A 21,499-nucleotide genomic window follows, 5' to 3' on the forward strand; every position below is an offset into this window, starting at 1 on the left:
ACCAAGGATTGGTTCTATGAATAACGAAAAGACGTTTGAGCGTGGGAATGCATTAAAAGTTATTGTAGGGTACCCGTTTGGTGTCCTGCTGATATCTGTATTGCTGAATATTTTTGTGTTTGGTGTAGATCCGTTTATTGCTGCTCTTCCGGTCAAGCCGGTATTTGTAGCTGCTTCTCTGGCTGCTGTAATGTTAGCCGTGAATCACTCTGTTTTAATGACGACCACAGAGTTGGTGAGAGCCCGTTATGGCCTGCATGCTACCCCGGAAGAGTGGGCCGCAAGTGATGATAACCCGGAATCTGTATCCTCATATGGTATTCAGGAACTGGCGAGAAACCACAATACCCACCGTAATGCGACTGAAAACACAGTGATCTTCGCTGTTATCGCACCACTGTTTTTACTTTCTTCCCCTCCGTTGTTAGCGGCAGTTTTCTGGTTTTTAGGCTTTGGTATCGGCAGGCTCGGTCATACCTATGGCTTTCTGAAAGGCCGGGACGGTATCCGGGGATTGTTCATGACCGTCAACCTCTTATCACTTTATGGCATGGCAAGTTACCTGCTATTCAGTTTTTTCGTATAACCTCCTGTTAACGTGATGAATGGTGCTTCGCGATATTGGCGTTACGCCTGTGTGGCACCTGGATACTGAGGAAAAACATGGAAGTACATGAGTGTGTATCTTTTTTACTGGTTTCAGAAGGGCGCGTATTGCTTGAGAAGCGTTCGATGGCAAAAAAAAACGATCCCGGTCTAAATGCCATTCCCGGTGGTCATATGGAGCCGGGAGAGAATCAGGAACAAACGCTGATTCGCGAACTGAGAGAGGAGCTTGATTTAGAGCCTGTTTCATTCGGTTACCTTTGCTCCCTCTACCATCCCACCGATGAACTCCAGTTGATCCATTATTATGTCGTCAGTGCATGGGCGGGTGATTTGCGTGTATTGGAAGCCGATGAAGTAATTTGGCACCGAATAGAAGACGTGCCGTTAGACCTAGCCGCAGACCGAACAGCGTTAGGGGAATACCGAAGACTGGTAATGTCCGGTAAAGTGAGAATTTAGGACGCAAAACAGGGAGATTGAGTGTTTGAAAACGGTGCTGTGTTACGGAGATTCAAATACGTGGGGGTTTGTACCAAACGGGAACCGTCGATACGGCCCGGACGAACGTTGGCCGGGTCTGCTTAGAACCCGGCTTCCTGAGGGGTTTGACATCATTGAAGAGGGCCAGCCGGGAAGGACGACGGTACATGATGACCCCTTTGAAGGAGAACGAAATGGCCTTCGCTACCTGGTTCCCTGCCTGGAATCTCACCTGCCGGATCTGGTGGTGCTTCTTCTCGGCACCAATGATCTCAAAGCGCACTACAATTTGAGCGCATGGGAAGTTGCACGAGGGGCGGGAAGACTGGTGGAAGAGATACAAGCTTATAAAACCCGTTTTACCGGAAAGGTGCCACAAGTCTTGCTGGTCTGCCCTCCGCCTGTCCTGGAAGTGGGTGGGTTTAACGATAAATTCAGGGGGGCAGCAGAAAAGTCCCTCCAGCTTGCAGAGCATTACAGGGCTCAGGCAGAGCAATTGGGCTGTGTCTTCTTTGATGCAGGTAGCGTCGTTAAATCCTGCCCGAATGAAGGAGTCCACTGGCAAGCCGGGGAACACCGTATTCTTGCCAATGCTTTGGCACCGCAAATTATCCATTTGCTGTCGTAGTAGCAAAATAGCAAAAGGTGATCACAATGGAACCAAGGATCAGCATTATCACATTAGGAGTGGGCAACCTCGAAGAGACAGCCCGTTTTTACCAGGCATTGGGATTCCCGACGTCAAGAAACCCGGAAGACGGAATTGTATTTTTCCGGACAGGAGGGACCTGCCTTGCCTTGTACCCGTTCGATAAACTTGCAGATGACGTATCACCCGAGCTAAGGCCGCCACGCCCCGGTTTTTCCGGCATCACACTGGCGCACAATACGCGGAGCAAAGAGCAGGTTGATGAGGTGTTGGCACTGGCTGAAAAAGCCGGTGGCAACATTGTAAAACCGGCACAGGATGTGTTCTGGGGAGGATACAGCGGTTATTTCTCGGACCCGGATGGTTACCTGTGGGAAGTAGCGTATGGCGATTGCTGGGAGTTCAACCCGGATGGCAGCCTTGTTATAGGGTAGATGGTGCGGAACGCATGATGTTTTTTGTTACCTCCGATCTTACTCATTTCCAAGTCGACAAAATAAAAGACGTATTGGAGGATATCTGGGAGAAGGTGGAGCTTCGTAGCGATGGTTCACCTGATCCTATAGCCGCACTGAATAACAATGACGTGATTGGCGGATTGGCCTTTACTTACCATCCTATTCCTGAACCTTTACCAAATGCAGGAAAAATGGCGCTCTGGATTAACGCACTTGCGGTCACACCCCGATGGCGGGGGCGGGGTATTGCATCCCGGCTGATACAAGAAGCGGAAGCCCAAGCCAAAGCTGCGGGCGCAACTGAAATTTATGTATACACTGATGTGCCCGGCCTGTACCTGAAATTGGCGTGGCAAAAGCGTGAGGATTACGACCGAAACATGGTGCTGTCGAAAAGTCTCATAAAGGCAGACGAACTAGCCGGTTAACGGCTGAACCCGGATGACTTCCACCCCTGAGAACTCCGGATGGGCTCTGTTAAGGACGACGTTGACTTTTTCAGGCTGCAGCATGGAAGGCACAAACAGCATCAGTGACTCCCGCGCTGATATCCAGCGGTCACCTATATTCCGGGTTGCTGACATATCCTGGGGGTTGCCAAGAATTCCTGGAATACCTTCTATCGGGACTGAAGCGGCTGAGCCACTTGCGACCATTTCGATCAGGCTGAACTGTCCGCTGTCTCTTATTTCGTTAGGAACTGCATTCATCAATTCTCCAACTGCCTGCACCATATCGGTAGCGGTATATAGTACCTGTGAACCTGCGCTGTGCCAGCGACCGTTAAACAAATGGGAGGCTGAAGCCAGCGGATCTGAAGCGTAAGATGTTTTGACAATTCGGTACAGGTGCAACCTGTCATGGTGAATGAGCCCACCAGAAAATTCTGGCCCCTTGTAAACAGGCTGGGGGCAGAGGATCAACCGGCCTGAGTCATCACATGTTCCATCAAAGGGTGAAGAACTGTCGCTGAAGGCAATAAAGTCGGCAGAAAAATCGTCTATGGCTGCCCCGGCGGCTTGTATGTAAGGGGAAGAATACTCGTAGGCGAGTTCCAGCTTTGGATACCAATAATTGATTGGGCTGGCTATTGCCGGGGGAAGAAAGATAATTGCCAGTAAACGGCCTTTCCAGTCTTTCCACATCCACCCCTTAACCCCAAAACACTCGGACATGCGCTCCAGAAATCCTTTGGAAGAGATTTCCTCCTGGGTGGGAGCGTGTCGAAGCACCGGGACGCTGTCGGCAACGCCAAGCTTTTTCCTGATCTCGGCATCTTTTGGCTTTGACATCGTGGTTTCAGGCTCTTGGTTGCAAAGGGTAAGCCGCTGGCTCAGACTGCATGGAAAGTCCTGCTATTTTTCTTCATAAAGATGGACTGACATATCGCAGGCTTCATCCCTTAGCGCCAGAATTTCCTGATAGGCTTCTGTCTCGTAAAATCCTTTGGCAGCCTGCATATCTGAAAAGCGGAACACTGCTGCAATATGGGGTTGTTGCTCATTTCCCCTCAGCGTTTCTGCAAAGTTGGCGCGGACCAAAACTTCGGCATTGGCCTCTTTTAACAGCACAGCAGCTTTAGCCACATAGTCGTGGAACTTACCGGCATCCTTGATTTTCGCATAGGAAAAATTCAATACGGGCATAATGGCTTCCTTTTATTCAGGTTTTCCAAGGTTAAGTGCCAGTTTGCACTGATATTAATGGTGTTGGTGTTTCAGATTGGGGAAAGTGCCTTACCTCGTATAGAAGGCGGCACTTCCAGGTTTTTATCTATTTATTATCTGACCTTAACACCAGTTCTACCCGTCGGTTCTGCTTACGGCCATCCTCATTCTGGTTGTTGGCAACAGGCGAGTGCTCACCTACGCCTTGGGCCATCAGCTGCTTTTTCGGGATACCAAACTGTTTAGTTAGCACGGTGACTACGGCCTTTGCACGTTTTTTTGCAAGCTTTTCATTATAAGACTGGGCGCCTTTGTCGTCTGTGTGGCCAACCACGTAAAACTGCCAGTCAGGGTTTGCTTTCAGATACTCTGCAAGGGTAGTGAGAACTGCTTCAGACTCGGTCAAAATCCGGTCACTGTCATACTCAAACAGCAAACCGTCCAATGCCACATGCCCGCTTTGGGCAATGTTGTCGTTCAGCCCCTCCAGGTCAATCACCAGCCGGTCATCGTTCACTTCTGTTTCTTCAATAATGCGCAACTCGGCCCACAAACTACCCGGAAATCCGATAACGTAAACCATTGCATGGATGTTACCTTCAGGGCGTTCCAGGTGATAAAGCCCATAGTATTGGTTTTCTTCAAAGCCTATGTGAACCAGCGTCTTGAGTGCCTTTTCCAGGCGATCATCATTACCGCATTGGCTGCCTTGGCAGCGAAAACGCGGGACAAACCCGAGCTTGTTCAATGCCGCCTGATAGTTGGCAAATGCCTCGTATTCTGAATATTGCCTTGGCAATTCATAACCGATATCCGTTATTTTTCCATCGACGGTCACGATTTGGTGTTTTCCTTTAGAGACCCCGGTCATCAACAAGCCTTGGCCATAACCGTGATGGATATATTTATTGATCCTTGCACCGGGCAACCGCTTGACCATCGGGTGGTCTTTACTGCCTTTCAGGTCTTTTGTACTCATGTCTTTAAACGTCATGGGGGCAGCCGGTTTATCCAGGTACGCTTTGTCGACTGAAACCAAATCCAAGGGTTCAGGCATTGCTTCCAGTATGTCAAATTGCAACCCGGTGCGTTTTTTGAACTTCGCCGAATACAAAGAAATGTATAAAGTCTTAGCTTCTGATGTGATACGGGCGGTAAAGACAGTGGGGCCGGATTTAGAGATCGTATCTTTGGGCTGGAGGGTTGCGATAATGGATTTGGCTCTCCCGCATTCCTGCTCACCCTGACAGTGGAACAGAACTTCCCCACCCAGTTTCTCCACCTGGGCCTTGTAGTTGTTCACCGCATGAAAAGGCTCGTAACTTGGAGGAAGTTCCCAGGCGACGCGAGTTAATCTTCCGCCGATCCTGTTTGTGTCGATTTTCCCTTTGTTGACGGCGGTAATAAGGGGGAAATAAGTAAAATGGCGTTCGCTTTTTTCCACTTTTTTTCCGTCCGGCAATACACTGAACAGCTCTGAAGCGGTCGCTGTTCCTCCCGATGCTCCAGCGAAAAGCAACGTTGCTACCAAGACGGTTAACGCGCGGTTCAATGCGTGTTTTGTCCTTTGTTTCAATCTCATTCCGTTTCCTCGCGTTAGTGCATCTTATCTTTGCTGCAATCTGTTACCACCAGTTTAGTTGTCTCTGTTAACTCGAAATTCATCATCGAACTGGTATCCATTTCTGGCCCCATTACCCTGATATTTGGGGAATTGAGCAGTGGGGAGAGGCTGCGGCAGTTGTCGGTCTTTTCTATCTGGATTGACTCAACACCAGAGCTGGCCAATGCCTCCCAGTCCTTTGATTCAACATTGGAAAACAGCATATGGGCGGTTACCGAAGAAAGATCGCCAAAAGCCTTGATGGTGCTGTCTTTCACCATAAGCTGTGACAGATCAGCCATACCCCCAAGCGGAGCCAGAGACGCCAGATCTGCACCACTTAGAGTAATGATTTCGAGATAAGGAAAATGGGAGAGGTCATCAAGGCGAATTGTGGCATTACCGGGAAAGTCGCAACTAACCACTGTCAGGTCATTAACCTGTTTGGCAAGGCTGGCCTTGGCTGCCGAGTTTACACATTTCTCGATGTGTGGATCGGTAAAGGCGATGTCAGAGATTGGAGGGGAAACAGCGTCGGGACTAGGTTCGAACATCTGATCTTCTGGAAAAAACGGGTCAACCGGCTCGCTGAGATATTGCTCGTCTGATGGGCTGATGAAATGGTCACCAGCAGCATTTTCAGCCAGTTCGAGAAATTCACTTTCGTCCATTCCCTGAAAATGCTTTTCCAGAACTGGAGCTGCATCTTCAACAAAACACAAGTTCCCCATCTGGAATGTACCCGGCACCTGAGCGACCAACACACCATGCATCCCCAGTTCAGCGACGGCGGCAATGGCCTCGTTTTCATCGGTTATGGCTTTAAATGTCAGTATCTTGGCGGTGAGCGTTCTTAGTTTGTCAATTTGGTCCCGGAATTCTGAAATCATTTCCGGCCGGTAACAGGCTGATTGATGGTCTACCTCATTCTGAAAACCTCTGAATTTCCCGATATAGCTCTCTGCAAGGGAAGCATTACTTAAAGCCAACTTAGAGCGGGTATCAATACCGGCGACACGAAGTGCCGCCAGCCCACTGCCTGTTGAATCCAATTGCCCGGCAAGACGCTCTGTCAGCACCTGATACTGGCGGACATTGTTTTGGGACTTTTCAAGTAACGGCTGTGTACTGTCCTGAAAGTTTCCAAGTGCCTGCATCGTCCTGTCTATACCGGTAAGGGCAGGAGCCGAAAATGACAGGGCAGCCGCAAGCAGGGAAACAACGGCGCTTCGAGACCACTGGCGACAAGTTGGAAATAAAACATAACGCATGCACAGTTCCTTGTGTGGGTGGTATTAAGGCGATGCTGAAAAGGGCTTGCCAGACATTTCCGCAATCTTTTGACCGTACCGGGTTAGCGTAGCGTTGTCGCCAGACATCAGCTTCGTCTGCTCTCCGGAATCAAAAATGGCGACAAGTTCGTATACCTTCCCTCCATGCTGGTTTCGCCTTGAAATCGACCGGGCAACAGCAAAACCTTGGATTGAAGCAAGCCTGGCTTCGAACCGGTAAACCGGGTAAACACTTGATATCTCGCGAACCACAGTGCCTGTCTGTCGGCTGACGGAAATATGGTGGCGGAGAAATGTCATATGCCAGCCAAAACCGGTTATCGTGGCCCATGCCATTGCACCTTGGATACCATCGACCATTCCAATCCACGCGGTATAGCCGGCAACCAAAAGAAAAAACAGGCCGAAACCTTTCCGCAAAACGCTGCCGCCAAGATTTATGGTTCCGTCTTTTATTTGTGCTCTGTTATCTGTCTCCATTCTGCGTTCACCCCTGCAACAACGTACTTGATAGATAGAGAAGCGCACTAACCGACAGTGCGACAGGGAATACGTATACAAGACGCCATATCGACCCTTCGGTATAAAAGGCGGGTCCGGATGCTTCACTCAGCGCAGAAGTATGGGATTTGCCTCTTGGTGAATCCAAAGGGATGGATTCAGGCCAGGCAGAGACATCGTCGAATGCGGGTATTCCTGATTCATCTGCCAAAAAGCACGCCAGCGCCATGGTTTGCTCCGGTGTTCCTATACCGTCGCGCCAGACGGTTTTGCTATGTGCTTTGAGCTCAAGCCAGCAACCTGATGGGTGTCCGATAACAGGAGAGATCGACAAGCTGCAATTCTCCTGTTGCCAGGCATTGAGTTGGGAAAGCCTGAGCCAGCCGCCTAGGTGGTTTACTTTGCCACCCGTAAACATGAACTGCTCGCGCCGGCATAGAAAAAGCAGTGCGAACATCGAGAGAAGGACTGATGAAGCCAGGAAAAAATAGCGTTCGCCGCTGCTATCCGGCCAGGAGATAACCGACATAAACACAGCACCAGTCAGCGGAATCAGGCACAACAGGCCGAAAATGGTAAAACGTCTCTGGTTAACACCTACCAGGTAATACCGCCTATTTTCATCCTGTTTCAAATGGTATCGCGCTTGCCTGCTTAGATCGTGGTACTGCGGTTTCATCTACATCCCTGAAGTTTGCGTATCAAAAAACACCATAATATTGCAGGGTTACAGGATCGAGAGGGAAGGTGTCTTATTGGTTGGATCATGTAGCACTTTAGTTGGGGCTGTTTTAGTTAATGGTTTTGTTTCTTATTGTGTTAGTCGCGAGGGTCTGTGTGGTTTTTACCCCATTCCTTCACAGAAAAATCATGGTTCTCGAATGTCACTGTGCCAGCTGGCCTTACAATTTTTAATCCTAAAAAATACGTAACTAGAGGATCTAGCATGCATTCTCCCGATGCTGTCGATTGTCTGTTTGCGATATATTCTGACTAAGCTCTTCGAGCAATTTATTGCCCTTCTGGCGATATTTTGCTCGCGACTGAGCGAAATATCGCTCGCCTTCAATGGGGTAATGGGCAAGCCCAGTAAAAATCAGGCGATATATGAGGTACGATTTTTGCCGCATACCTTGGTGTTTTAATATTGGGTTTACCAAGGAATGGGAAAGATTGTCAGATTGGATAGCTTATCCAGCGGGGAGGCCATCTGGATTGAAGGAAATATTTCGCGTTTTAGCGATTCTGAGCTGGAAGGAATGTTGCCACCAGGCACAAGCGGTATATCGCTCAAATCATCCCTAGCGCGTGGTGAACTCGTTGTACTTTCTGATACCTCAGCGGTTCCTCTTTTCACGTCTTCAAATGGAAAGTTAGTCGCCAATACCAGCAATCAAATTTCTATCACTAACCAAGCCTTATCCCAGGTAAAGCAACGGTTCTTGTCTAAAAAGCCTAGCTTTGGTGCATCTAAACCAACGAAAACCGATGATTTTGTCTCGTTCTCAGAGGCAAATAATGCGGGGGCGCGAGTTCTCCAGCTTTGATAAATTCAGAGAAGCGTTTTGGATTGAAGTGTCTAAAGATGAACAACTTTCAAACCAGTTTAGTACCCAAAATCACAAACGCATAATAGTAGGTAAAGCGCCGAAAGTAAGGAAAAAAGATAAAGCAGGTAAAAGAACATCGTATGAATTACACCACGTAGAGGAAATTCAGCATGGTGGTAAAGTTTACGATCTCGACAACGTAAGAGTTAACACTCCCAAAAATCACATAGACATACACAAAGCAGGATGAAATGAAAAACTCGATATCGGATTACACTGAAGCAGAATTTTTGGCCCTGCTAGAACAAATATTTTTAGAAAACGTAGCAGAAACTGACGATCTCCTTGATGTACTTATCGAGCACTTTGAAGAAATCAGTGAGCACCCAGACGGCTCTGACCTTATTTACTACCCTGAAGCAGAAGAAGATGGCACCCCTGAGAATATCGTTCGTATAGTGAAGGAATGGAGAGCCTCAGAGGGCTTACCTTGCTTCAAAGACAGCTAAATAAACGTTCTATCTATCGTGCCAGGCCGATTTGTTCTGGCACGATTATGCCCCAAAGTAAGCTAGCTAACGCCTAGTCCTTGCGTCTCTGCATCATTATTTGGTCAAATTTTCCTAATTGCTAACTGGAACCGATGGAGTCAGAGAACATCTCGTTGTCTATACCATGAACTAATTTTGTGAATTATCTGGCCCAATAATGCGCCCCAGAGCACGCTTTGATACCTATACGCATGGCTGGCATATTTGCTAATGTAGTCAGCAATTTAGCGCGTGAAACGGATTTGTGAAGAATGACCTTTCCGCGGTCATCAACCGCGTGCAGAGAAAAGTGGTGCTTGGCGAGATCAACACCACAAAAGAATTGAGAAGACATGGTTACCTCCGGTATTTAATGCAACACCTAAGTGTGGCAAATCCTCGTGAGGGGGAATCCATGTAATTCGTTAGTTACATTTGGGTGTTTATGAACGATAACCAAAGAACAAGAAAGCTACGAAAAAAGGCTATGATTTATCTCCTCATTTTGTTGCTACCCTTTGTTTCGTCTGCGTTAACTGATAAAGAGAATGGGCGTGGACTGCTAATCGTTCTTTGGCCTTTAACGTCGATTTGGTACTTCGTTGCTTATAGGCACATAGCGAAAACTTATGAATGCCCGATGACAAAACATGTAGCATTTAGCAAAGGTGGTGGGGGAACATTTCATGGGATTTTATACTACTTTTCAAGCTTCATTATCTTTGCGTTGGTTGTGTTATTAATTCTTGGAACATTTGGCTTGTAGCAACTAACACATATGAGCCTTCTCCTGTCAATAAGCACTAGCATTCTCTCTGGCTGCGTCAGCAGCCAATTCTCTCGAACAGCAAAGTCGCCTACTTTGTTTTCCCCAATCTGAAGTTATCCGAAGTGGAAGCTTTAGAGCATAAGGTCTAACTAATTCCTGTCCCAAAATAACTTCAGCAGTTAAGAGGTACAGACTATTCAATTAGATCAAACCAGAAAACGAATTCAATAAAATCGTATCGCAGCCGTTGTCAATTCCCTTTATAACTTGCCGTTAAGGGGCACTATCATCCCCCAACCCCCACCAACTCCGGCTCTATACGAACCAGGGTGTTGGCTGGGCGGTCACTTTCCCATATCTCAAACGCGGTGCGCACCATTTCTTCAACATTCTGCTTCACCATTACAACTTCAAACGGCATGTACGCCAAGAATGGGTGATAGTCGAAGCAGCCGATCGCGGTGTGTTGAAGCGGGTGATCCCGGTGTTCTTGCATATATTGGATGATCCCCTCGAATACGGTAACTGAGTTGATAAACAGGGCTGAGGGGGGCTTGGCTAAGCTGCTGAACACCCGGTTGGCGGTTTCCCTGGCTTGTTCAGGCAGGTAGCCTTCGGCATAAACCGGGCAATCGCCGGTAAACAGGTCTTTGATGGCATCGTGAAAACCCCGGATCCGTTCACTTGTTGCGTAGTCCTGGGGGTTACCGCCAATAAAAATAATGCCATCGCCGTGTAGGCCGGCTTTTGCCGCGCGTTGGTGCAACGCCGTGACCAGCCGGGTTGCTCCGCTGTAGTTGTCGGTAATGACAGAAGGGGCTTTTGTGCCGGGCAAGTCGATATTGATATGGGGAATCGCAGCCTGCTGGCAAAGGTGACTGATGGCATCCGGGTTGGTTGCACCGGCAGTAAACAGGGCATCTACGGAAAACGAGATCAACGTTTCAACGGTTTTAAGCTCATCCGCTGTTTCACGCTCGGTGGCGATAACGACAGGGCAGAGGTTTCGGGCTTTGGCGCAGTGGTCGAACTCCTGTGCCATGGAGGCAAAGAACCGGCTGTTGTGCTGGGGTACCAGCATGCCGACCATCCCGGATTTGGCGCTTCGCAGCCCTCTTGCCTGCATGTTGATGTAATAGCCTTGCTCGCGGGCGGCATCCTGGATTTGCAGCGCCTTTTTCTCGGAAATCCGACGCGATTTCCACGTGCCATTAAGTGCGGCACTGACCGTCGACGGCGATGTGCCTAACGCTTTGGCGAGATCATAAATCGTGGTTTTTTTATCCGCTTTCTTCATTCCAATCCTGTTTGTGCCGCAAGGCGCATATCCAAATTTGTGAAAAATAATTCTTTTAAATTTATTGGGTTAGATTTTCCGGATTCACAAATTGATAACTGTATCAATTTTGGAACAACTAAACAGATTCATTATAAACCAGAATTTGCTCTATCGATTGTGCAACTTTTGAAGCACACCGCCGGAAACATCTTCCTCGGTTTGGATTGAATGTAAAACCGAGGCAGGGAAAGCCGACGGGATTTGCTTTTCTCATTTTGCTACATCGATTGTGCTTTCTCTGGACAGAGAAAGTTTCCGGAATTGCAGTGACGCAGTTTCGCCGAATTTGGACCTGCAACATCGAGATCAGAGACAGGCCGTAATGTCTGTTCAATAGAAGGATTCTGGTATGAAAAAGTTGCTGACACTCTTTAGCGCACTCGTATTTTCAGTTCTGTCTGCCACAGCAGCGTTTGCGGCCGACAAACCCTCCATGGGTGTGGTGGTAAAAATTGGCGGTATCCCTTGGTTCAATGCCATGGAAGCAGGCATTAAACAGCAGGGCGACGCGCTAGGCATGAACGCATTTATGATTGGGCCAACCAGTGCAGACCCTGCGCTGCAAGTGCGTGCCATTGAAGACCTGATTGCACAGGGCGTGGATGTCATTGGCGTGGTGCCAAATGACGCTGAAGTGCTTGAGCCGGTACTGGCAAAGGCCAGGGCACAGGGCATCAAGGTTGTGACCCATGAGTCTCCTGCTCAGAAAAATGTAGATTGGAATTTTGAACTGGCGTCCGTCAAAGGCTTTGGTGATGCCTACGGCAAAATGCTGGCTGACAAGCTCGGTGGCCAGGGCAAATATGCTGTGTTTGTCGGCTCACTGACCGTTCCCCTCCATAACGCCTGGGCCGATGCCGCCATCGAATACATCAAAGCCAACCACCCGGATATGGAGCTTATTGGTGACCGCTACGGCGTCGCCGAAAGTGTGGATGACAGCCGTACGACGGCGCTGGATTTAATGTCGGCCAACCCGGATCTCAAAGGTTTCCTTGCTTTCGGAAGCCAAGGCCCTATCGGGGCGGCGCGAGCTGTACAGGAACGCCGCAAAGTGGGTGACATTCTGGTGCTCGGGCCGTTTTCCCCAGGCCAGGGTCGCAAACTGGTTCATTCCGGCGTATTGACCGGCGGCTTTATGTGGAACCCGATGGAAGCTGGCAAGGTGTTTGTAACCATTGGCGACATGCTGCTCAAGGGTGAAGAAATCAAGCCGGGCACCACTGTCCCTGGGCTTGGTGAAGTGAACCCGGAAGCCGGTTCCACCAACCTGATTGTCGACCAGTTGGTTGAGCTCAACAAAAACACCGTTGACGATCTGGCTGCCATGGGGCTGTAAGCCGCTTTTGCGGCTTTGGAAGGTCAGTAAGAAAACATCTCATCAGGGAGTGAGCGGGTGGAACAGGGACAGCAGAGCAAACAGGAGCCGGTAATACGGTTCCGGCATGTTTCCAAGCGTTTTGGCGGTGTGCTGGCGCTCGACAACGTGGATTTTGAGGTCGGGGCCGGTGAAGTGCATTGTCTTGCCGGGGAAAACGGCTGCGGTAAAAGTACGCTGATAAAAGTTATTACCGGGGTTTACCAGCCTGAGCGTGGTGCAGAAATGTCGCTGGCCGGACAGAGGCTGGGCCGGATTTCTCCCCGTCAGGCAAGGGAGCTTGGCGTCGCTGTTATCTGGCAGGATCTGGCACTTTTCCCTGAGCTGACGGTGGCAGAGAACATTGCCATCGAAGGCAGCCTTGGCATGAAAGTGCGCTGGATTAACCACAAATCCATGGCGTCAGTTGCCACGCAAGCGTTGCAAAAGCTGGGTGTAGAGCTCGACCTTAATGAAGCGGTGAAAGACCTTCCTATCGCCAAGCGTCAGATTGTGGCGATAGCCCGTGCGTTGGTCTCCGATGCCCGGGTGGTGTTTATGGATGAGCCAACAGCCTCCCTGACTCAGGCAGAAACCGACTACCTGCTGGATGTGGTAAGAAAGCTGTCTGCCAGTGGTGTGGCAGTGGTGTTTGTCAGCCACCGGCTGGTGGAAGTGCTGGCGATTTCCAACCGGGTGACGGTGCTGCGGGATGGCAAAATGGTCGGGGTTTACGACACCGCTTCTATGACCCAGACCCGGCTGACCGAGCTGATGACCGGGCGGGAATTTACATCCTGTGTGGCAGCGCGGGATACCACTGACCTGCCTGTTGTCCTGCATACCCGTGAACTGAGCCAGGGCCATGACTTCAAAGATGTCACCCTGCAAATCCGGGCCGGGGAAGTGGTTGGCCTTACCGGGTTGATTGGTGCAGGCCGTACAGAACTTGGAAAAGCACTGTTCGGAATGACTGACCCGGATTTTGGTGAGATTTACCTGAACGGCCACCGGATGAGGTTCAGTTCAAACCGGGATGCCATTGCCGCCGGTGTTGCGTACCTGTCGGAAGACCGGCTATCTCTTGGTCTTATTCAGGAACAGCCCATTGCTGACAACATTGCGTTACCGGTTCTTGACCGATTGCTGGCGAAAACCGGGCTGATTTCCCTCCGGAAAAAAGACAGCGTGGTAAGGCATTGGATCCGGGAACTGATGGTCAAAATCGGCCAGCCGGAAGATGCGGTTTCTACGCTGTCAGGCGGGAACCAGCAACGTATTGCCATTGCCAAGTGGCTGGCTACGGAGCCAACACTTTTGATTCTGGACTCCCCGACAGTGGGGGTGGATGTAGGGGCGCGTGCAGGTATTTTTGATATCGTGCGGGAACTTGCTGGCAAAGGTCTGGCAATTTTGCTGATCTCCGACGAAATCCAGGAAGTCTATTACAACGCAGACCGGGTGCTTCACATGGCAGACGGGCATATTGTTGGGGAATACGACCCGCGTACCTGCTCGCTGGATGTCCTGGAGGAGGCTGTGTATGTCTGAATCCTCCTTATCCCGGCATACCTGGTGGCGTGAACTTTACCGCCACCAAACCACGGAGGTTTGGTTGGCTGGTGTGCTTCTGGTGGCCTGTTTCGGACTGTCCCTGGCAACGGAGCAGTTCTTTACCCTGACCAACCTGTTTGACCTGTTGAATGCCAGTTCTATCAACCTGATTTTTGCTGTCGGCCTGTTGGTGGTGCTGATCGCCGGGGGGATCGATATCTCATTTGCGGTCGGTGCATCGGTTGTGCAGTACCTTGTTGCCACCACCCTGTTGCAACTCGGCGGTGGGAACTGGGCGCTGGGTGTGCTGTTCTCCGCCATTGTCGGTATTGGCCTTGGGGTGATAAACGCGGCGTTAATTCACCACTTTAGGATTATCTCGATAGTGGTGACCATCGCCACTTTCAATGCCTTTTTCGGGCTATTGATGTTCTTTACCCGAGGAGTGTCCATCTACAACCTGCCGGACTGGTGGACAGACCGGGTGATTATCTTTGAACACGAAATGCCAAACGGAAGCTGGGCTGAACTCACCCTGCCGGTGGTGGTGATGGCGATATGCGTTTTTGCGACGTGGTTTCTGGTTCGCCATACCAACATCGGCCGCCAGCTCTATGCCTTCGGCAATAACCCGGAGGGGGCGAGACGGATCGGTATCAATATCGGGGCCATGCAGTACATCGCATTTGGCTGGATGGGAATGATGGCCGGTATTGCCGGGCTGATGCAGGTGAATTATGCCCAGGAGGTTGTGCCGAATGCGATGTACGGGCGGGAGCTGGATGTGTTGGCTGCCGTGGTACTCGGTGGCGCACGGCTCGGTGGCGGCCGTGGGACCGTATTGGGCTGCATTCTGGGTGTGATGCTGGTGGCGGTAACACAAAACGGGTTGAACCTGCTGGGTGTGTCGCCTTACGCATTCAAGATGGTGGTGGGTATCGTCATTCTGATCGCGATATCCGTTTCCAATATCGACTGGTCAACAGTGCCTGTACCTCCATGGTTGAAGGGCAGCGCCGGGAGTCAGCCGGTGCAGGGGGGCGGTCATGAGTAACCACACTGCTGAGCGCGCCGGGCAAGGGGCAAAAGTGAAACGTGAAGGAAGCATCTGGCAGGGGCTGGTGAAGACGGTCGGCATTGAAAACGTTGGCCTCAGCCTGTTGCTGGTGGCAGTGTTCACCGGGTTCAGCATGGCGTCCCCGCGCTTTTTGTCGATTGCCAATTTTGAATCCATGGCGTTCCAGTTGCCGGAGCTTGGGTTGCTGACGCTTGCCATGCTGCTGCCAATCCTTACCGGCGGGCTGAATCTCGCCATTACTTTTACCGCCAATTTTTGCGGGCTGACAGTGGCGTGGGTGCTGACCACCTATGGCGGGCCGGATGCACCTATATGGGTGTTTGTCGCAGGGTGCATGGCGGCGATTTTGATCGGGGCTATGGCCGGATACATTATGGGCGCGGTCATTTCCTACACCAATGCCCACCCGATATTGGTCTCGCTGGCGATGATGATTTTCCTTCGCGGGTTGGGTGAGTTCCTGACACGGGGAAAGGACATTTCCGGCTTCCCGGAATATATCCAGCCACTCGGTCATGGCAGCCTGCTTGGTATCCCGGTCCCGCTGCTTATCATGCTGGCGGCATTTCTTTGCTGCTACATCTTCCTTGCTCACAGCAGGCTTGGACTGATCACCTACCTGATGGGCTCAAACATTGAGGCGGTGCGTTACTCCGGTATTCACACCCGGCGGTCGCTGACATGGGTTTATACCTTGTCCGGTGTGCTGTGTGCGGTTGCCGGGATTGTCATGATGCTCCGTTTCAACTCGGTGCGAGTGGGACATGGCGAGTCTTACCTTCTGATTACGGTACTGGCTTGTTTCCTTGGTGGGGTTGACCCGTTTGGCGGGTTTGGTCGGGTGGTGTCGGTGCTGTTGTCGCTGGTCATCCTTCAGGCACTGTCTTCCGGTTTGAACCTGATTGGGGTTAACCAGCATTTTTCCACCGCGGCGTGGGGGCTGTTTCTGATCGCTGTGATGATTTTCCGTTGGTGTTGGACACGATTTAAAAGGAGAGTTTAGATGAAAGGGTTTGGTGTACACACAAGTATGTGGGCGATGGAATGGACCCGGGAAGGGGCCGAACGCGCCGTATCGGAAGCAAGTAAATACAGCGGTATCGATTTTCTGGAAATCACCATGCTCGATCCGCCGGGGGTCGATGCCCCCCATACCCGTGAGTTGCTGGAAAAAGCCGAGCTTCAGGCAGTCTGCTCTCTGGGGGTGCCACTCCATTGCCTGCCTTCCCAGGTACCGGATAAAGCCTTCGATTTCCTCAGATTGGCGGTCGATAAAACGGTTGGCCTCGGCGGGCTGGCACTGACAGGTGTGACCTATGGCGGAATCGGTGAGCGAACCGGTGTGCCACCCACACAAAAGGAGTTGGATAACGTTGCGATCACCATGAAGCGTGTCGCGGATTATGCAAAGAGCCAGGGAATTGAGCTGGGCATCGAAGTCATTAACCGCTACGAAAACCACCTTTTCAATACTGCAGCGGCTGCGGTGGATTTGGTGGAGAAAATCGGTTCTGACAATATCTTTATCCACCTTGATACTTACCATATGAATATCGAGGAGAAAGGTGTGGTTAACGGGATCCTTGATTGTAAAGACCACCTGAAATACATCCACCTTTCTGAGAGTGACCGGGGCGTGCCGGGCACCGGGACCTGCGACTGGGACGAGATTTTTGCCGGTCTCGCGGCGGTGGGCTTTAAAGGCGGGATGACGATGGAAAGCTTTATCAACTTGCCGCCGCAAATTGCGTCTGCACTTTCTGTCTGGCGACCGGTAGCGGAGAGCCCGGAAGAGGTAATGACAGACGGTCTGATGTTCCTTCGCAATAAGGCAAAGCAGTACCGATTGCTTTAAAAACAGTGTGGTTTGGCAGTTGTCGGGAGCGGTAAATGGGCGGATTTTACATCGGGATTGATGTGGGCAGTGGCAGTGCGCGAGCCGGAGTGTTCGACGCCAATGGCGTGAAAGCTGGTGAAGCATCCTGCCCGATCGATATCTATCGGCCGCAGCCAGATTTTGTCGAACAGTCTTCTGACAATATCTGGCAGGCGGTCTGCGACGCTGTGAAAAAGGCAGTGTTACAGGCGGGCATCAATCCGGATGACGTGAACGGCATTGGGGTTGATGCAACCTGCTCCCTTGTAGTTCTGGATACCAAAGGCCTGCCGCTTACGGTCAGCCCAACGGGCCAGTCTTCCCATAACATTATTATGTGGATGGATCACCGGGCCCTGCATGATGCTGAAGCGATTAACGCTACCCAGCTTCGGGTACTGGAATATGTCGGGAATGCGATTTCCCCCGAAATGCAAACACCAAAACTGCGCTGGCTGAAGCGTGAAATGCCTCATACCTGGAAAAGAGCCGGATACTTCTTTGACCTCCCGGATTTCCTGACCTGGAAAGCGACAGGGGATGACAGCCGTTCGCTCTGTTCCACCGTCTGTAAATGGACGTATCTAGGGCATGACACCGGTTGGGACAAGGACTACTTTGAAACAATCGGCCTTGTTGATTTGCTTGATAACGGTGCGATTAAAATCGGAAACCGGATCCTGCCGATGGGGCAACCGGTCGGGCATGGCCTGACAGCAAATGCAGCTGCTGAGTTGGGCTTGGTGCCCGGTACGCCGGTGGCAACGTCAATGATTGATGCCCACGCCGGAGGGCTGGGGGTTCTGGGCATTTCAGAGGGTGAAAGTCTCGACTTTGATCGCCGTCTGGCCCTGATAGGCGGTACCTCATCCTGCCACATGGTGGTATCACCGGAACCGCGGAAAATCGACGGCGTGTGGGGGCCGTACTATCACGCGATGGTACCGGGTTTCTGGCTCAATGAAGGTGGGCAGTCAGCAACCGGTTCGCTGGTGGATCATATGATTGCCAATCATGCGGCCTATCCGGATTTGATGGCAAAAGCAAAACAGGAAAAAGTATCCGTTTACGCGCTTCTCAATTCACATCTGGCAGCACTTGCAGGCGATAAAGAAATATCCCAGCTGACAGAATCACTCCATATTCTTCCCTATTTCCACGGGAACCGTTCCCCCCGGGCCAATCCGTCCCTGACTGGTATGGTTTCTGGCCTGAAGCTGGATCACTCACTCGACAGTCTGGCGTTGCAATATCTGGCAACCATTCAGGCTATTGCATTGGGAACCCGCCATATCATTGATGTTATGAACTATTCTGGCTACAACATCGATACCATCCTTGCCTGTGGAGGCGGGACGAAAAACCCTGTTTTTCTCCAGCAACACGCCAACGCCACTGGCTGCATTATCCACCTTCCACAAGAGCCTGAAGCTGTGTTGTTAGGTTCGGCAATGCTGGGGGCGGTAGCGGGAGGTGCATACCCAGGCATTCCAGCTGCTATGTCAGCAATGAGCCGGCCGGGCCGGACTATCTACCCACAACCAGATACAGCTGACTTCTTTGATGCCAAGTACCGGGTATTCCACGAAATGTACCGGGATCAGATGAAATACAAGGCGATGATGTAGGGTCATTTAACGTATTTCCCCGGAATGTGTTCCCTCACATAAATCAAACTGTATTTACTTACAGTCTGAAAAGTAAGCATTTCTTTCCTATTATTAATAAAAGGGCATTTATATTTTGAATGCTGATAATAATAAGAGGAGTCCTTATGGAGTGGTTGGATATTTCCCCGTTTAGTTGGATAGACATATTGGTTTGTTCTGTTTGCGGCTGGATATTTGGTGTTGAACGGCAGTTACGAGGGAAACCAACGGGAATCCGAACGGCAATTCTTATTATTACCGGTACTTATTTGTTTATGCGTACAGGCTTGGCCTTGTCAGAAGATTCGTTAGATCGAGCTAGGGTGATGGGCCAGATTGTTACCGGAATAGGGTTTCTGGGCGCTGGGGTTATGATGTCCAGAAAAGGGCAAATCAGTGGCGTAACTTCTGCTGCTGTCATTTGGATGATGTCTGCAGTCGGGTTAATTATTGCGTTGGAGTATCTCCATCAAGCAATACTGCTGTGTGTATTCAGTATTGTTGTATTGGTGGGTGTCGGTTCACTAGAAAAATTGATGATAAAACTGCGTAAAAGTAGACTAAATAGTGGATTGGCCCATGACAATGTACAAAAACTTGTTAAATCAGAAGGTAGAAGAAAGATTCCGGATTAAGCAATCTGTCCTTATAGCAATGTAGTGAATCCTCCTCTTTATGTCGTAAAGTCGGATTTTCTCGACATGTTTCATGCCTCGGGTGTTTTATTCTTTGCCACTTCTCTTTACTGTTGAATGAGAAAGTCAGCACATATGAAAGGAATTCACTTTGAGCAAATTGACTATCCGTGAAGCCCAACCCCGAGATGTAACTACCGTCCACCAACTAATTCATGCTTTAGCAGAAGACCATGGTGAAAGTGATATTATCACCGTTACGGTGTCACAACTAGAGCGAGCCCTTTTTGGTGACCATCCCAAGTTTGGTGTCCTGTTGGCAGAGCTGGGTGGCAAAACCGCAGGCTTCCTGAGTTATATGTGGCGCTTCTCAACGTGGAGTGGAACAGAATACCTGCATGTGGATGATCTCTTCGTCAATGCTGAATTCCGGAGCATGGGTGTCGGGGAGGCACTGATGCTTGAAGCCAGAGAACGCTGTTTCTCTACCGGGCGAAAGTATATGCGTTGGGAAGTTCAGGAAAATAATGAACGTGGCATCCGATTTTATAAGCGCCTTGGAGCTAAAGTGAAGATTGTCGGTGTCTGCCGATGGCAGTAGGTGGTATTTGAAAACCTTTTATAAAAACAATCAGGTAACATCAAAAAGGGGCCGGGATGAAAACAGCGTTAGTGACGGGAGGAAGTAAGGGTATCGGCCTTGCAGTGGTAAAGGCTTTTTCAGAAAAGGGATACCGGGTGATCACTTGCTCCCGAAATGGCGAGCTTTGGGAAAGAGCGAAGAGTGAGAACGAAGTCCTAGCTGGAGTGGAGTATCACAGCGTAGATATATCTAATCCACAACAGGTTGAATCGATGTTTTCCAAATTGCGCGCACGCAATGAATCATTGGATGTTCTAGTCAACAATGCATCGCCCCATCTTGCTTCCGCTGGAGAGTTCAGCACTGTTGATTATGATGCTTTGAAGGCGACAATCTACGATGACTTTCTCGGGCATGCACACTGCCTAAAAGCAGGTTTGGCACTGATGGAAAGAGGTGGTGCTGTGGTTAATGTCAGTTCAGTAAATGGCCTTCGACCAACGCCTAACGCCGCGATGTACAGCGCGGCAAAACATGCAATGGAAGGCCTTACCCGCTCAGTTGCACTAGAAGTAATTGGTAAGGGGATTCGGGTGAATGCTGTCGCCCCTGGGGTTACCTGGACGCCACGTTGGGAAAAGAAAAAAGAACAGAATCCAAATATATGTGAAGAGGTTGAAAAGGTGGTGCCAGCAGGAAGGTTTGCAGACCCCAGGGAGATAGCAAAAGCAATCATGTGGCTGTGCTCTGATGAGGCCAGTTACGTAGTTGGACATACCCTTGTCATTGATGGTGGGCTTTCATTGCAATAAACCGGTCACAGGGACTACGCAGTCCCTTGAATAAGCCTATGGCCTCCTTAAATCTGGTCTAGCCTAAAGGAAACAGGTTTATGGAGGGAGGCATATGCCATTTATCCATATCAAATCATTACCTCTGGCATACCCTGCGGAAATGGATGCTGTCGTGACTTCTATCGCCAGGCTTTTCTCAGAAGAAACCCACATAGATTTAAAACACATCCATGTCACTTGGGAGTACTTTGAATCAGGCCTTTATGCGAGAGGAGATCAGGCTCCCACTCTTCAACCTACTGAAGGCATTCCTGTGATTGTCGACCTTTTAATCCCGGATTCAAATACCGATAAAGACATTCACCACATGCTTGAAACCATTGCCAGCGCTATTGCCGGGTCATCCGGTATTTCAAGGGAAAACATCTTTATCAACTGCCGGATGGCACAGTCAGGGCGGGTATTTGATGCCGGGGAAATTGCGCATTGGTAGTATGCAGGGTGAAGCTAGTTTCATCACCCTGTT

At 50.1% G+C, this 21,499-nt stretch carries 25 protein-coding genes and 1 pseudogene; 18 read left to right on the top strand and 8 right to left on the bottom strand.

Going from position 1 to position 21,499, the window contains the following annotated elements:
• Nucleotides 1–16: 16 nt before the first annotated feature.
• The 5 genes from NF212_RS22035 (at nucleotide 17) to NF212_RS22055 (ending at nucleotide 2,624) form a co-directional block, all read left to right on the top strand.
• The gene (locus NF212_RS22035) at nucleotides 17–586 is read left to right on the top strand and encodes an MAPEG family protein (RefSeq protein WP_434361075.1); all 570 of its coding nucleotides are present in this window, start codon (nucleotides 17–19) and stop codon (nucleotides 584–586) included.
• Nucleotides 587–663: 77 nt separating this feature from the next.
• Nucleotides 664–1,068 (top strand): NUDIX hydrolase, encoded by a 405-nt coding sequence (locus NF212_RS22040; RefSeq protein WP_434361076.1) that lies wholly within the window; start codon nucleotides 664–666, stop codon nucleotides 1,066–1,068.
• A gap of 34 nt (nucleotides 1,069–1,102) precedes the next feature.
• Nucleotides 1,103–1,717, top strand: a complete 615-nt coding sequence (locus NF212_RS22045) for an SGNH/GDSL hydrolase family protein (protein ID WP_434362960.1) — start codon at nucleotides 1,103–1,105, stop codon at nucleotides 1,715–1,717.
• Between the two features lie 26 nt (nucleotides 1,718–1,743).
• Complete coding sequence (locus NF212_RS22050) at nucleotides 1,744–2,172, top strand: VOC family protein (protein WP_434361077.1); 429 nt, start codon at nucleotides 1,744–1,746, stop codon at nucleotides 2,170–2,172.
• Nucleotides 2,173–2,186: 14 nt separating this feature from the next.
• The gene (locus NF212_RS22055) at nucleotides 2,187–2,624 is read left to right on the top strand and encodes a GNAT family N-acetyltransferase (protein ID WP_434361078.1); all 438 of its coding nucleotides are present in this window, start codon (nucleotides 2,187–2,189) and stop codon (nucleotides 2,622–2,624) included.
• Here the strand turns inward: NF212_RS22055 and NF212_RS22060 are convergent.
• From NF212_RS22060 to NF212_RS22085, 6 genes are all read right to left on the bottom strand, one after another.
• Nucleotides 2,613–3,488, bottom strand: a complete 876-nt coding sequence (locus NF212_RS22060; protein ID WP_434361079.1) for an RES family NAD+ phosphorylase — start codon at nucleotides 3,486–3,488, stop codon at nucleotides 2,613–2,615. The two genes, NF212_RS22055 and NF212_RS22060, sit on opposite strands and share 12 nt — an antisense overlap.
• 63 nt (nucleotides 3,489–3,551) lie before the next feature.
• On the bottom strand, nucleotides 3,552–3,842 hold the full coding sequence (locus tag NF212_RS22065) for a DUF1330 domain-containing protein (protein ID WP_434361080.1): 291 nt from the start codon (nucleotides 3,840–3,842) through the stop codon (nucleotides 3,552–3,554).
• A 127-nt stretch (nucleotides 3,843–3,969) separates the two neighbouring features.
• Nucleotides 3,970–5,445 carry a DUF4892 domain-containing protein gene (locus tag NF212_RS22070; RefSeq protein ID WP_434361081.1) on the bottom strand — a complete coding sequence of 492 codons (1,476 nt, stop codon included), beginning with the start codon at nucleotides 5,443–5,445 and terminating at the stop codon, nucleotides 3,970–3,972.
• A 14-nt stretch (nucleotides 5,446–5,459) separates the two neighbouring features.
• The gene (locus tag NF212_RS22075) at nucleotides 5,460–6,737 is read right to left on the bottom strand and encodes a hypothetical protein (RefSeq protein ID WP_434361082.1); all 1,278 of its coding nucleotides are present in this window, start codon (nucleotides 6,735–6,737) and stop codon (nucleotides 5,460–5,462) included.
• 24 nt (nucleotides 6,738–6,761) lie between these two features.
• On the bottom strand, nucleotides 6,762–7,238 hold the full coding sequence (locus NF212_RS22080) for a hypothetical protein (RefSeq protein ID WP_434361083.1): 477 nt from the start codon (nucleotides 7,236–7,238) through the stop codon (nucleotides 6,762–6,764).
• Between the two features lie 7 nt (nucleotides 7,239–7,245).
• Nucleotides 7,246–7,938: a hypothetical protein gene (locus tag NF212_RS22085; protein WP_434361084.1), complete on the bottom strand. Its 693-nt coding sequence runs from the start codon at nucleotides 7,936–7,938 to the stop codon at nucleotides 7,246–7,248.
• Nucleotides 7,939–8,422: 484 nt separating this feature from the next.
• On the opposite strand from NF212_RS22085, the gene NF212_RS22090 reads away from it, so the two are divergent.
• From NF212_RS22090 to NF212_RS22100, 3 genes are read left to right on the top strand one after another with little or no spacing between them, the layout of a single operon-like run.
• On the top strand, nucleotides 8,423–8,806 hold the full coding sequence (locus tag NF212_RS22090; RefSeq protein WP_434361085.1) for a hypothetical protein: 384 nt from the start codon (nucleotides 8,423–8,425) through the stop codon (nucleotides 8,804–8,806).
• On the top strand, nucleotides 8,778–9,059 hold the full coding sequence (locus NF212_RS22095; RefSeq protein ID WP_434361086.1) for a hypothetical protein: 282 nt from the start codon (nucleotides 8,778–8,780) through the stop codon (nucleotides 9,057–9,059). Before NF212_RS22090 ends, NF212_RS22095 begins: the two co-directional genes overlap by 29 nt.
• Nucleotide 9,060: 1 nt before the next feature.
• A complete protein-coding gene (locus tag NF212_RS22100; protein WP_434361087.1) occupies nucleotides 9,061–9,318 on the top strand; it encodes a bacteriocin immunity protein in 258 nt (85 codons plus the stop codon).
• Between the two features lie 187 nt (nucleotides 9,319–9,505).
• On the opposite strand, the pseudogene NF212_RS22105 reads toward NF212_RS22100, so the two are convergent.
• Nucleotides 9,506–9,694 (bottom strand): annotated as a pseudogene (locus NF212_RS22105) (IS110 family transposase); the annotation flags it as partial.
• Nucleotides 9,695–10,394: 700 nt separating this feature from the next.
• A complete protein-coding gene (locus tag NF212_RS22110) occupies nucleotides 10,395–11,405 on the bottom strand; it encodes a LacI family DNA-binding transcriptional regulator (protein ID WP_434361088.1) in 1,011 nt (336 codons plus the stop codon).
• A 391-nt stretch (nucleotides 11,406–11,796) separates the two neighbouring features.
• Between NF212_RS22110 and NF212_RS22115 the strand changes: the two genes are divergently transcribed.
• From NF212_RS22115 to NF212_RS22160, 10 genes are all read left to right on the top strand, one after another.
• Nucleotides 11,797–12,786 carry a substrate-binding domain-containing protein gene (locus NF212_RS22115; protein ID WP_434361089.1) on the top strand — a complete coding sequence of 330 codons (990 nt, stop codon included), beginning with the start codon at nucleotides 11,797–11,799 and terminating at the stop codon, nucleotides 12,784–12,786.
• Between the two features lie 57 nt (nucleotides 12,787–12,843).
• Nucleotides 12,844–14,355 (top strand): sugar ABC transporter ATP-binding protein, encoded by a 1,512-nt coding sequence (locus NF212_RS22120; protein ID WP_434361090.1) that lies wholly within the window; start codon nucleotides 12,844–12,846, stop codon nucleotides 14,353–14,355.
• Complete coding sequence (locus NF212_RS22125; protein ID WP_434361091.1) at nucleotides 14,348–15,412, top strand: ABC transporter permease; 1,065 nt, start codon at nucleotides 14,348–14,350, stop codon at nucleotides 15,410–15,412. Before NF212_RS22120 ends, NF212_RS22125 begins: the two co-directional genes overlap by 8 nt.
• The gene (locus NF212_RS22130) at nucleotides 15,405–16,439 is read left to right on the top strand and encodes an ABC transporter permease (RefSeq protein WP_434361092.1); all 1,035 of its coding nucleotides are present in this window, start codon (nucleotides 15,405–15,407) and stop codon (nucleotides 16,437–16,439) included. Before NF212_RS22125 ends, NF212_RS22130 begins: the two co-directional genes overlap by 8 nt.
• Complete coding sequence (locus NF212_RS22135) at nucleotides 16,440–17,291, top strand: sugar phosphate isomerase/epimerase family protein (RefSeq protein WP_434361093.1); 852 nt, start codon at nucleotides 16,440–16,442, stop codon at nucleotides 17,289–17,291. It abuts the gene before it with no gap.
• Between the two features lie 35 nt (nucleotides 17,292–17,326).
• Nucleotides 17,327–18,940: an FGGY-family carbohydrate kinase gene (locus NF212_RS22140; protein ID WP_434361094.1), complete on the top strand. Its 1,614-nt coding sequence runs from the start codon at nucleotides 17,327–17,329 to the stop codon at nucleotides 18,938–18,940.
• 146 nt (nucleotides 18,941–19,086) lie between these two features.
• On the top strand, nucleotides 19,087–19,596 hold the full coding sequence (locus NF212_RS22145) for an MgtC/SapB family protein (protein WP_434361095.1): 510 nt from the start codon (nucleotides 19,087–19,089) through the stop codon (nucleotides 19,594–19,596).
• Nucleotides 19,597–19,747: 151 nt separating this feature from the next.
• Nucleotides 19,748–20,197, top strand: coding sequence for a GNAT family N-acetyltransferase (locus NF212_RS22150; RefSeq protein WP_434361096.1), 450 nt, complete (start codon nucleotides 19,748–19,750; stop codon nucleotides 20,195–20,197).
• Between the two features lie 56 nt (nucleotides 20,198–20,253).
• Nucleotides 20,254–20,991: an SDR family NAD(P)-dependent oxidoreductase gene (locus NF212_RS22155; protein WP_434361097.1), complete on the top strand. Its 738-nt coding sequence runs from the start codon at nucleotides 20,254–20,256 to the stop codon at nucleotides 20,989–20,991.
• Nucleotides 20,992–21,085: 94 nt separating this feature from the next.
• On the top strand, nucleotides 21,086–21,466 hold the full coding sequence (locus NF212_RS22160) for a hypothetical protein (RefSeq protein WP_434361098.1): 381 nt from the start codon (nucleotides 21,086–21,088) through the stop codon (nucleotides 21,464–21,466).
• Nucleotides 21,467–21,499: the final 33 nt, after the last annotated feature.

The sequence above is a fragment of the Parasalinivibrio latis genome (assembly GCF_036825535.1).
In the GTDB taxonomy this organism is placed as follows: domain Bacteria; phylum Pseudomonadota; class Gammaproteobacteria; order Enterobacterales; family Vibrionaceae; genus Parasalinivibrio; species Parasalinivibrio latis.